At 40.8% G+C, this 11,411-nt stretch carries 10 protein-coding genes; 6 read left to right on the top strand and 4 right to left on the bottom strand.

Going from position 1 to position 11,411, the window contains the following annotated elements; genetic code table 11:
* Positions 1-179: 179 nt before the first annotated feature.
* On the top strand, positions 180-2,552 hold the full coding sequence (locus CTER_RS27535) for a NucA/NucB deoxyribonuclease domain-containing protein (protein WP_004625132.1): 2,373 nt from the start codon (positions 180-182) through the stop codon (positions 2,550-2,552).
* 15 nt (positions 2,553-2,567) lie between these two features.
* Entirely contained in the window at positions 2,568-3,140 is a 573-nt protein-coding gene (locus tag CTER_RS09460) for an SMI1/KNR4 family protein (protein ID WP_004625189.1), read from the top strand.
* An 838-nt stretch (positions 3,141-3,978) separates the two neighbouring features.
* Here CTER_RS09460 and CTER_RS09455 read toward each other — a convergent pair.
* The 4 genes from CTER_RS09455 to CTER_RS09440 all read right to left on the bottom strand — a co-directional run bounded on the left by CTER_RS09455 (position 3,979) and on the right by CTER_RS09440 (position 6,181).
* The gene (locus tag CTER_RS09455; RefSeq protein ID WP_004625207.1) at positions 3,979-4,584 is read right to left on the bottom strand and encodes an HD-GYP domain-containing protein; all 606 of its coding nucleotides are present in this window, start codon (positions 4,582-4,584) and stop codon (positions 3,979-3,981) included.
* Positions 4,585-4,649: 65 nt separating this feature from the next.
* Positions 4,650-5,258, bottom strand: a complete 609-nt coding sequence (locus CTER_RS09450) for a DUF3793 family protein (protein ID WP_004625169.1) — start codon at positions 5,256-5,258, stop codon at positions 4,650-4,652.
* Positions 5,259-5,410: 152 nt separating this feature from the next.
* Positions 5,411-5,845 (bottom strand): flavodoxin, encoded by a 435-nt coding sequence (locus tag CTER_RS09445; protein ID WP_004625147.1) that lies wholly within the window; start codon positions 5,843-5,845, stop codon positions 5,411-5,413.
* 30 nt (positions 5,846-5,875) lie between these two features.
* Entirely contained in the window at positions 5,876-6,181 is a 306-nt protein-coding gene (locus CTER_RS09440) for a DUF2325 domain-containing protein (RefSeq protein ID WP_004625121.1), read from the bottom strand.
* Positions 6,182-6,548: 367 nt separating this feature from the next.
* Here CTER_RS09440 and CTER_RS09435 point away from each other — a divergent pair, with 367 nt between their 5' ends.
* The 4 genes from CTER_RS09435 to CTER_RS09420 all read left to right on the top strand — a co-directional run bounded on the left by CTER_RS09435 (position 6,549) and on the right by CTER_RS09420 (position 11,391).
* Complete coding sequence (locus tag CTER_RS09435; RefSeq protein ID WP_004625196.1) at positions 6,549-7,277, top strand: GntR family transcriptional regulator; 729 nt, start codon at positions 6,549-6,551, stop codon at positions 7,275-7,277.
* Positions 7,278-7,496: 219 nt separating this feature from the next.
* Positions 7,497-8,672 carry a BMP family lipoprotein gene (locus tag CTER_RS09430; RefSeq protein ID WP_004625202.1) on the top strand — a complete coding sequence of 392 codons (1,176 nt, stop codon included), beginning with the start codon at positions 7,497-7,499 and terminating at the stop codon, positions 8,670-8,672.
* 34 nt (positions 8,673-8,706) lie between these two features.
* Positions 8,707-10,254, top strand: a complete 1,548-nt coding sequence (locus CTER_RS09425; RefSeq protein ID WP_004625119.1) for an ABC transporter ATP-binding protein — start codon at positions 8,707-8,709, stop codon at positions 10,252-10,254.
* 51 nt (positions 10,255-10,305) lie between these two features.
* Positions 10,306-11,391, top strand: coding sequence for an ABC transporter permease (locus tag CTER_RS09420; RefSeq protein ID WP_004625129.1), 1,086 nt, complete (start codon positions 10,306-10,308; stop codon positions 11,389-11,391).
* Positions 11,392-11,411 lie beyond the last annotated feature (20 nt).

Raw genomic sequence — 11,411 nt, 5'->3', positions numbered from 1 at the left:
ACCCAGCTCAAGGAGCAGGCCAGTGCAAAAGCAGAGGTGGAAGGCTATAGAAAACAGTGGAGGACAGAAGTAAACACAGCAACATCGGAATATGACAAAGAGGCAAGCACCGAGGCAGAAAAAAGAAAAAAGAAGTAGGACAGATAAAAGAAGAAAAAGAGGGCCAAGTCAAAAAGACAATGTCCCAGGCAGAAAAGGATGCCGACAAGGAATGTAAAACAGCAAAAAAGGAAGCCGAAGAAAAGAAAAAGGAAGGCGAAAAGGAGCACAAAAAAAACATCTTCGAAAAAGCCTGGGATTGGGCCAAGGACAAGGTGGAAAAAGCGGTAGACTTCGTAAAGAAAGCGGTAAGCTTTGTATTTGACAAGCTGCGCCAGGCGGTAAAAACCATATTTGAAAAAGCAAAACAGGCAGCAATGGGATTGATAGAGGCAGGTAGAAGACTGGTAGTCGGCGCAATCAAAGGACTTGGAAACATACTGAAAGTACTTGTAAAAAAAGTATTTGCCAGGTTCCCCGGCATATCCAAAAAAATATGCGGTTTTATAGACAACGCCGTAAACAAGGCCACAAAAATAGTAAATGCAGCAGCGGACAAGCTGAAAAAAGGCGTTACAGCTGCACTTGACAAAATGGCAAAAACAGTGGACGGCATGTTTACAGGAATACAGAAGCTGTATAAGACAGTAATGTCAGGAATAAAAAAATTCCTCAGCATGGATTTTAAAAAAGTATTCAATGTAGTACTGGAAGGAGCCCAGATAGCAGCAGAAATAGCGGCAGCAGTTGCAACAGGCGGAGGGAGTGTAGTAGTACAGATAGTAACCTGGCTCACAACAACACTGCCCCAGCTAATAAAACAGGTTGGCTCGGTATTAAACACTGTCAACACAATCAGAAGCATAAAGTTGTCGGATGTAAAGCAAATACTTAGCATAGCGGGAATAGGAGGCTACCTTGTAAAAGGCCTGTTCGGACAGCTGAGGGGCTTGCCCCAGGAGCCCAAGGAAGAAGAGGAAAAAGAACCGGTAGCAGGCCGTGAAGAAAAAGGACTCATAAAAGTACTGCATGCCTTGACAAAAGTATTGAACGTCCTAAAAGGAGTATATGACAAAATAGCAGGAGGACTGAACAAAATACTGGGGGTCATAAACATAGTGGCAAAGCCCTGGTTTGAAAACTTCAGTGCAATATATGCAGGCATAGTGACAGTCATCGAAAAAGTGGGAAATCCCGCACAAGCCCTCAGCGAAGGAGCAGAAAAACTAAAAGAGGCAGTAGGAAACTTCTTTGGCAGCATAAAAACCAAAGTAAAAGAAATCTCGGGAAGCATCAAAGAAAAAGTAACACTGCTGGGACAGCCTGCCCAGCTCATAAAAACCATAGCCAACAAGGCCGTGGACATGGTGCTGAACTTTATAATCACACATCCGCCCTCAGCCCTGATAAAAGCTGTATTCAAAGGGATAGAGGCAATAGCCGGCAAGTCCATAGTAGAGCTGATCAGACAATACATACCCTATGCCGACAAAATACTGGACAAAATCGCAGGTTCAGGTCCGGTACAGGGCATAATGAAACCCCTGGAGGGCCCTGTAAAAACAGTGGGAGGAATGATAGACCAGGTCACGGACCAGACAACAGGAATGGTGGACAGTGCCGAGAAAACAACCTTATCCAACATGGGCAGCGGAGCCAAACTGATGACAGCCATGGGAATAGGCGGCCAGAGCAAAAACGAAAGCAAAGCAGGCGGCAAGGAAGCCGGACAGGCCCAGGGAGGCAGCAAAGCAGAAGGCGGAGGAGACATCCTCGGAACCGTCAAGAGCGGCATACATAACAACCTCATGACACTAGGCCTGATAAACCTTAAGAAGCTTGGAATGCAGATACTGGCAGCCGGAGCAGCAAAAATATCAGGAGCAATAAGGAAAATGCTCACTCCGAAGGTCAAATTCAAGCTGGGCAACGAAACCCATGAGCTGTGGGTGGAAAAAGGCGAAAACAGAAATGTTGTCATGATGGCAACTTATGAAAGTGACATACGAGTTAATAAGGATATTGACAAAGAAACTCTAAAAAAGGTAGAATCAGGAATAACGGGACTTGAACAAGATACTCAAGTAACTGAAGCAGGAGTAAAAAAAGTAGCAGATGGTTTGGAATCCGCAGATACGGGAGCAAGTGAAGATGATACTGACAAACCTGTAAATAAAGTTTCAAGACAACAATATCCGAATCATACTAAAATGATAGAAAATGCCCAAGCAAAAGGTCATTCTTTGAAAGGGCTTAAAAAAGGAAGTGGAACTAGTGAGGCAGATAAGAATAGGTATAACTCTCAAAAAGAAATTAGAAAACTTCAAGGTCCTCCTCCAAAGGGATTTGACTATGATGAATTTCCTTATGCCTCAACTAAACAAGGCGGAGTAGGTGCACATGTTGAATTAGTTTCAAGCTCAGAAAACCAAGCTGCTGGAAGAGACTTAGGGCAATTCTATAGAAAATATGGCCTCAAAGAGAATGATGAATTTGATGTTCAGTTGGTATAGTAAGGAGATGAGTTAATGATAGAGAAAATATTTAAGGAATCATTAAGACTAGCAGGTTTATTAAGGCCCCGATATCCTCAAAGTCTCGGAAGTAGTATTAGTAACTGGGAAGATGTTTTTCACAAATTAGGTAAACCTATTCCTAAACTCTTTAGAACAATTTATAGTAATGTATCTGGAACGGAAAGAGATATTAAGGAGCAAGAATTAATGGATTTTACTCCAGGTTATAGACTTATACATATCTCAGAGATTGTTGACGAAAGTGATAATATTAAGAATATTTTAATTGATGAGAAATTATATGATAATGAGGTTTTAATACCAATTCTGGGAAATTACTCGAGCGATTATATATGTTACTACAAGAATAACGATGGTGAGGAATTAATTTGTTCTTTAAGAAATGATAGTGGAGAACTTATTGTTAAGCATAATTCTCCAGAGAAATTTCTTGAAACTGTCTGTGAATTTTATGTGCAGGGAGTATATTTCTTGGATTCTGACGGATACCTTGATTACGATATGGATAAAGAACACATAGTAGGTTCATCAATTAATCATGGTATTGCATATTGGAATGAATAAGCTTTGACAAATTATTTATCAGGTCTTAATGTAGATACATTTTCTGTTAAGACTTTTTCTTTAGTCCCAGTAAAAGCCACAGGTGTCAGTAATGACTACCTTGCAACCCCTTGGTAAATGCAGTAATACTCATAATCCGACCACCTAAAAGGTGACAATGATTGGCAAGAGGAAATTACTGGGTTTTGGGATGAACATATACCAATTATTTTATCTGTTAGAGATGGGTATTCTTATTATGCTTTAAATGTTGGGAGTGATTTTGGAACTGTAGTATATGGATATGAGCCTGAATTTGAAGAGGCAAAAAATATCGCAACCTCATTTTTTGAATTTCTTAATGAAGTTATCACAAATAAAATAAAAATTTAAACGTATATAGTAGATTATTAGATTATATATTGGGTCTTAATGGGGATAGACTCTGTCAAGGCCGGGTTTTTTGCTCATAGCCCAGGGTAGAAATAGAACTTCCAAGTGTAAATTTCGTGAAGGTGCTGTAGGTTGCAAGAATCATGTCTGTTTAAATTATAAAAACATATTTTCACTACATGATTTATTGGTGAATGATATTGGAATAGATAAATTATTGTAAAGTAAAACTTATTGTGGGCGGTTATCTTAAAAGGGTAGCTGCCTTTTATTTATGCTTTGTTGAGAGTAGCCCATAAATAATAATAATGAACCATTATTATTTATGTCAGGAAAAGAAAGCACAAGGCATAATTCGATACAGGAGTAACCGGCAACAAATGTGCTGAAAAAGTGAATCACTGCAGCAGGAGCATTGCTAACTACTTTTTTAGTAATTATGCGACACTCCCTTTAGTTCATCAAATCATGCTTTCAGGTTGGGGGGTACTTTGCCGTATAGGTCGTTCACTGTTGTAACAATATGGGGATCAAACTGGATACCGCAATTATTAATTATTTCCTTTCTACATTCTTCCCAGCTTAGAGCCGGTCTGTACGGCCTGTCATAGGTCATGGCATCTATTGAGTCGGCAACGGCAATAATACGTGAGCCAAGGGGGATTTGGGTCTCCTTCAGGCCGCTGGGATATCCATTTCCATCCCAACGTTCATGGTGGTGCAGAACTATTTCCGATATTTCCTTCATATACCTTGATTTTTTTAAAATATTATAGCCTATCTCCGGATGCCTTTTTATTTCGGCCCATTCTTCAGGCAGCAGTTTTTCTCTTTTGTTCAGTACTTCTTCCGGTATTCCGATTTTACCGATATCATGAAGGTGGGCGGCAAGATGAATGGTTTCAAGCTTGGAGCCTTTTATACCCATAGCCTTTGCGATCTGGAAGGACATATCCGCAACCCGGTTGGAATGCCCGCTTGTATATGAATCCTTAGCATCCATCGCTGTTGTCAGACATTCTATGACATCGTGGAGTCTGCTTTTTTCAAAAAAGCGTTTTATTATATACATAATGTATTTATCCTCTAATTTATCTTCCATAAAATCAAAGGCTTTGTTATTCCTGTAGCTGCTGTCTATGCAGATACGGTGAAATCAAAGTTGTTGTTTGCGATGGAGTCTCTGATATCCTGTCTGGCCTTGTCGAAGCTTCGAAACAGCTTTAATGCTCTTTCAGGAGCATGATATACTTTCCAGTATCTGCAAAGCAGGCTGTTTTCGCCTTTATGATTGATAAAGCCCACCACATCCTCCAGAGGTATTCCAAGGAAAATACCGATTTCATGAGGGCATACACATTCAAATCTTTCTTTTAATTTTTCTATGCAGTCCTCCAGGGTTATTGTCGAGGCATAGCCCATTTCATTTAAAAATTCCCTGTTGCTGCTTTTATTCAGGCATTGCTCCAACGGCCCGGTTTTATAGAAGAGAACTCTTACGCTGTCCTTTGTGTCTCTTAACCGGGTAAATTCCAGATTGAGCTTTTTGCAGACCTGGGGGCCAAAATTCTCCCAAAGGTCATACAGGTTTCTACCTGCCCGGGTAAAAGTCATAAGGGAGGAGGGTTTCTCCTCCCTTATTGTAGGTGCCGTTCCGTAAGCAATCAATGACAACAGATAATCCTCATCAGGAAGCTTGCTCAATAGATTTATGAAGTTCAGTGCTTGAATTTGATTTATTGCCATTAATATCACTTCCCGTGTAATTGATATATATATCGATATAAATTTAACTCATTGTGCCGGAAACATTATTGATTTTGCATATTGGCCTGAAGCTGTTCAACAAATTCATTAAATGAAAAACATAGTGAATTAACCGGCTCAATGCGTTTAATTTATATTGATGATGCAAGCTTTTGGCCAAGCTCTCTGCAAAGCTTCAGCCCTTCCTCATCAGGGGTGATATGTACTTTTAATCCGTCGCCGGCAAGTTTGACCCCCAGACCAGTCATTCTTTCCTCCCAATCGAACATCCATTGTCCGTCTCCCCAGTCATAGGAACCAAAGAGTACCATGGGCTTACCCTTTAAATCCAGATCTTCCAGGGACTGTACAAAAGGTTCCATTTCGGATTCCTCCAGCACCTCGCTGCCCATTGACGGACAGCCCAGAGCCACTGCATCGGAGTTCTGGATGTCCTGTAAAGTTGCACTTCCAACATCTTTGACTGCAACTTCAACCTCTGAACTCCTGGCGCCTTCAGCAACTGCCAGCGCCATTTGCTGAGTATTTCCGGTGCCGCTCCAATAAATTACCGCTATATTTTTCATAGAATACCTCCAAATATTTTATTGTTCCCATTATGAGGGACAGGCGGTATCTTTTTCGCTTTCCAGTTTTTTTAGCAGTTCAAGAAGAGAGGAGGCGCTGCTGCTCTGGCTTCTTACCACGCTTATGTTCTTCTTTTTGGCTTCCTTCATGGCTGTCAGCATCATCTTGTGAGAAACCGTGGAAGTAAAAAGAACTATCCTGTCAGGGTTTCCGATGGCCTTATCAAATCTTGCGGGCATCTGGGTGTATACCTTCACCCGGTGTCCCCGGCTTGAACAGATCTCCCTGTATTCATCCTGCATTCTGTCGTGACCGCCGACTAAAACAATACTCATTTAAATACCATTAACCTTTCCGGCTCACATGATTTTCAGTAAATCCACACACCTGCCGTGAGCCGGGCAAGCTGCGGATTATTCCTTGTGTATCGGGACCATATGGTTTAATTTGTGGTTTATGATAATGATAATCATTATCAATTAATAATAGTCTACCAAGTATTACAAAGTAAGTCAATATAATTTGTATGAATGAAATTTGAAAAGTTTTCCAAATGCTCTGAAACTATATAAAACGCACAAAAAAATTATGTAAATCACGTTGACTTTTATGTATAAATATTATATTATGTAACTGGACATATCAACATAACAATATAATAACATGTAGATATGCTATGATGTTCTATTTAGGGGGATAGTGATGATAGGAATGATACCAAAATACTATCTGGTTAAACAGAAAATTGTAGAGATGATCAACAACGAAGAAATAGGACCCGACGGCATGATTCCAAGTGAGAGAGAGCTCATGGGCAGCTTTGGAATAAGCAGGATCACTGCCAAAAAGGCTATCGATGACCTTGTTAATGAAGGATATCTCTATAGGATTCAGGGGAAAGGAACATTTGTTAAAAAAGATACGCTTGACCAGGACTTGATATCGATCACCAGCTGCACCCAGGATATAGTAAAGCTGGGTATGACACCGTCAAAGCGTCTTCTCACGGCAGAGGTCCTTGAGGCAGACAAGGCCAGGGCAAAAAAATTGCAGCTAAGCAATGGGGAAAAGGTACTTAAGGTTAAAAGGGTATATTATGCAAACAATGAACCCATAAACCTTACCACAACATATTTGCCCTGCAAGACATTTCCTTTAATAGAGACATATGATTTCGGTGTGCACTCTATTTATGACGTTCTTGAAAGCAAATACAATACCAGGATTACAAAGGCGACAAGAACCATTGAAGCCGTCCTGGCTGTCGATGAAGTTGCCAAGGAGCTGGAGATAAAAGAAGGAGATCCCATACTGCTTTTCAGGGCTGTAACTTTTGGAATGGTTAATGGAAGGGAAGTACCTATAGAAACTTTTAAAAGCTTCTATAGATCCGATAAGTTCAAATTTTATATTAATCAGATCCATCAATAGTATTTTGACAATACCGGGGATGTAGTCACATCCGGATGTTGAACCGTCACATATGCCAGGTAAAAAAAGTATAATTTGCCACGGCTTGGTTTTTTGTACCCTAAAAAAGCTTAAGAAGTGGTTTTTTATAAGAAGTCTTAATGTCGCGGCTAAGACTTCTCCATTAAACAAATATTAAATTCATCAAATCATCAAAACAGTATCAGAGGAGTGGTTGACATGGAAAAAATGAAATTTGCAAGAAAAATGTCGTTTATACTTGTAATTGTTATGTTGGCTTCTATGCTTTTCACAGGATGTTCTACCAAAACGAATGATTTAGGAATTGCTCTTATCACTTCTGCGGCAGGTCCAAATGACAAGGGTTATAACCAATCTGCAGTTGCAGGGTTGGAAAAGGTTAAAACAGAATTAGGTATAAATTATAAGGTAGTTGAAACTTCAGACATTCCCGGAAGCCTTTCGCAGTTGGCCGGCGCCGGATATAAGCTGATTTTCAGTCTTGAGTACAATTTCGATGCTCTGATTAATGGGGTGGGCGGAAACAAGCCGATTGCTGAACAGTACCCCGATACAACCTTCGTTATATTCAATGACAATCCAAACGTAAATGAAGATGGCAGTGTAAAGCATAAAAATGTTGTTTCAGTGCTGTTTGATGTTCATGAAGCATCATTTATCGCCGGTGCTTTGAGTGCACTTGTAAATGAAAATGCTTCCGAGCTGTTTAATACTTCAGACTATGCCTTCACCGCAGGTGATGCGGGAAGAAAGGTTGGCTTCCTTGGAGGAACAAAGTCAAACGGTATCACAGTGTTTGGCTATGGTTATGCAGAGGGAATCAACTATATTGCAAAAGAGCTGGGCGTGAAATACACCTTCTACAGTGATTACAATGCCGGTTTCAGCGATTCTGCAGCTGGTGCGACAAAAGCCAACACATATTATTCCGACGGTGCGAATATTGTTTACGCAGTAGCCGGAGCTGTTGGCGACGGAGTTACCGCCAAGGCAAAGGAAGTTAAAAAGCTTGCAATAGAGGTCGATGCAAACAAGGACAGCAATCAGCCGGGTTATATATTGACAAGTGTTCTGAAGAATACCGAAGTTCCTGTTTTTGAAATTTCAAAGCACTTCAAGGAACAAACCATGGATAAGGTTAACGGACAGGTCTTAAGCTACAACCTTGCATCAGGAGCAACCGGAATTACCGATTTGAGCGTAATTGAAGGCAAAATCAAACCTGAGGGAAAAGCAAAGTGGGATGAGATCAAGACCCAGCTCAAAGCTGTAGCCGACAAAATAGCAAGCGGTGAAATCAAGGTTACAAATGCCCAGGCAGGCGAGAGCTTTGACAAATCGGCACTCACAAACCTTAACATGCCAAATGACTGATAATTAAAAATCAAACAGAATGAAGGCGGTAAATATGTACGCAATAGAAGCTGTTAATTTAACAAAAAAATATGGTGATTTTGTTGCTAATGAAGATATAAATATTTCCATCGTAAAAGGTGAGATTACTGCAATTGTCGGAGAGAACGGAGCCGGAAAGACAACTCTCATGAATATGTTTTTCGGGCTTCAGAAGCCATCCGGCGGGGAACTTAGAGTACAGGGCAAAGAGGTTTCTTTTAACTCTTCCCTGGATGCAATAAACTGCGGATTGGGAATGGTGCACCAGCATTTTAAGCTGGTGCCCAGCCTCACCGTTTTTGAAAATATCCTTCTGGGTACCGAAATAAAAAAGGATATAAAAATATCCGGCAAACTAAGCTTCAAAAGCCCGATAATCGACCGCAAACAGGAGAAAAAGACCGTACAAAAGCTGATTGATGATTATAAGTTTGAACTCAATGCTGACGACATTGTGGAGAATATCTCAATTGGAGCCAAGCAAAGAGTGGAAATACTGAAAATGCTGTACCGTAATGTTGATATTCTCATATTTGACGAACCCACGGCAGTCCTGACTCCACAGGAAGTGGACGAACTGCTGGTAAGCTTCAAGGAACTGAAAAAACAGGGCAAGACAATTATTTTAATTACTCACAAGCTCAGGGAAGTATTGGAAGTCAGCGATAAGGTAGTGGTTATAAAGCGCGGCAGAGTTGTGGGGAGCAGGGCGACAAAGGAAACCAGTGCCGCCGAAATAGCTAAAATGATGGTTGGGCGTGAAGTTATTCTCAATGTAAATAAGAAAGAAAAGGATGCCTGCCAAAACAAGGTTGTATATTGTGTTAAAAATCTATGTACCGAGAATAATTTTGGCAAGAAAGTTCTTGATAATATATCTTTTGAAATAAAAGAAGGAGAAATCCTTGGAGTTGCGGGTGTTGAAGGCAATGGACAAAGTGAGTTGGTCAGAGTGCTTTCAGGTCTTATGGAAGCTACCGGCGGTTCGGTTCACCTTTACAACAGGGACATAACCAACAAGTGGCCTGCCGAGCTCCGCTCGTCAGGTATAGGAATAGTACCCGAAGACAGATACGCCCAGGGCCTTTGCAAGGATATGACCATTTCGGATAATTTGATAGCAGGTTATCACAATAATGAAAAACTTTGCAGACACGGCCTTTTATTAAAAAAGGAGATTGAAGATGTAAGCGACAGTCTCATTGAAAAGTATGATATCAGAATAGCTGAAAGAAACGGTAACGTTTCGCAGCTGTCGGGAGGAAATGCCCAGAAGATAATTGTGGCAAGAGAATTTGACTCAAATCCCAGGATGCTCATTGTAAGTCAGCCCACCCGTGGTGTGGATATAGGTTCCATAGAATTTATCCATAACAAGATTCTGGAATTAAGAGATGAGAACAAGGCAATTTTGCTTGTCTCCAGTGAACTCAGTGAAATAATGAATCTCAGTGACAGAATTATAGTTATGTATAAAGGAAAGATTGTAGGAGAGGTTCAGGGCAGGAACGCCGACAGTGAGAAAATAGGGCTGATGATGGCCGGAGTATCGGCAGAATAAGAGGCCGGCGTGAAAGCGGCTCAAAGCCATACTATGGCTTAGGAGGTTAATGTGAAAAAAAACAACACAATTCTAAAAAGTATATATAATGTTTTATTTCCGGTGCTCAGTGCCCTTTTTCTGGGAGGTATAGTAATTGCCGCAATAGGCGAGAACCCTTTTCTAACCTATTCCATAATGATCCAGAAGTCCCTTTTCAGTGTAAACGGCCTGCTCAAAACCTTGCACTTTGCGGCCCCCCTGATATTGACGGGACTTGCCATCGCCATTACCTTCAAGGCAAATATTTTCAATATGGGCGTTGAAGGACAGGCAGTGCTGGGTGCCTTTTTCGCAGGAGTGGTTGGTTTTAGTGTAAAAGGGCTTCCGCCAGTACTCCATATTACCCTGTGCGTTTTGACAGGTATGGTGGTGGGGATGCTTTTCGCCCTGATTCCGGCTATTCTCAAGGCTTACTTCAATGTAAATGAAATGGTTGTAACGCTTATGCTCAACTATGTGGTGGTGGAAATTGTCAAGTTTCTGTCCCAGGGAGTATTTAAGGATCCCAGTTCAGGATATGTATCGACCTATCCTATTTTGGAAAGTGCCATGTTTAAAAAGATATTCAATTCCGATCTGACGATATTCTTCTTCATAGCACTTGTTGTATTCGGAATCATGTATATTGTCTTCAAACATTCAAAGCTTGGATATGAAGTTAACGCAATAGGAAAAAATCCTGAGTTCTCAGAAGCAACGGGTATGAAGGTAAGCAAAAAAATTATGGTCATCATGCTTATAAGCGGAGCAATAAGCGGTCTTGCCGGTGCAGGCTTCCTTATGAGCGAAAAATTCAGATTTACCCTTGATTTCTCAGGAAGTCCGGGATTGGGCTGGGACGGTATGCTGATTGCACTTCTGGGAAGCCACAATCCGGTTGGTATTCTTATTGCAGCCGTATTCTATGCGGCATTGAAGACCGGTAGCGACTATATAAGCGTTTTTACAAATGTTCCAAAAGATATTGTAGGTGTTATCCAGGGTATTCTGATACTTTTACTCTCTGTGAAATTTTTTAACGGCCAATTTGACTTGACCGGAAAATTAAAAAACATGTGGAAAAGGTCTAAAAGCGGGGAGCAGAAGGCTTCATAACTTTAATAAACCGAGGTAAA

The sequence above is a fragment of the Ruminiclostridium cellobioparum subsp. termitidis CT1112 genome, assembly GCF_000350485.1.
In the GTDB taxonomy this organism is placed as follows: domain Bacteria; phylum Bacillota; class Clostridia; order Acetivibrionales; family DSM-1351; genus Ruminiclostridium; species Ruminiclostridium termitidis.
The sequence above is the reverse complement of the archived record's forward strand: the minus strand, read 5'-3'. Positions and strand labels throughout refer to the sequence as shown.

What these genes read in the sequence shown, in the direction of transcription:
- CTER_RS27535 (WP_004625132.1), top strand. Translation starts at nt 180, where the DNA reads ATGTCCCAGGCAGAAAAGGATGCCGACAAGGAATGTAAAACAGCAAAA.
- CTER_RS09460 (WP_004625189.1), top strand. Translation starts at nt 2,568, where the DNA reads ATGATAGAGAAAATATTTAAGGAATCATTAAGACTAGCAGGTTTATTA.
- CTER_RS09455 (WP_004625207.1), bottom strand. Translation starts at nt 4,584, where the DNA reads ATGTATATAATAAAACGCTTTTTTGAAAAAAGCAGACTCCACGATGTC.
- CTER_RS09450 (WP_004625169.1), bottom strand. Translation starts at nt 5,258, where the DNA reads ATGGCAATAAATCAAATTCAAGCACTGAACTTCATAAATCTATTGAGC.
- CTER_RS09445 (WP_004625147.1), bottom strand. Translation starts at nt 5,845, where the DNA reads ATGAAAAATATAGCGGTAATTTATTGGAGCGGCACCGGAAATACTCAG.
- CTER_RS09440 (WP_004625121.1), bottom strand. Translation starts at nt 6,181, where the DNA reads ATGAGTATTGTTTTAGTCGGCGGTCACGACAGAATGCAGGATGAATAC.
- CTER_RS09435 (WP_004625196.1), top strand. Translation starts at nt 6,549, where the DNA reads ATGATAGGAATGATACCAAAATACTATCTGGTTAAACAGAAAATTGTA.
- CTER_RS09430 (WP_004625202.1), top strand. Translation starts at nt 7,497, where the DNA reads ATGGAAAAAATGAAATTTGCAAGAAAAATGTCGTTTATACTTGTAATT.
- CTER_RS09425 (WP_004625119.1), top strand. Translation starts at nt 8,707, where the DNA reads ATGTACGCAATAGAAGCTGTTAATTTAACAAAAAAATATGGTGATTTT.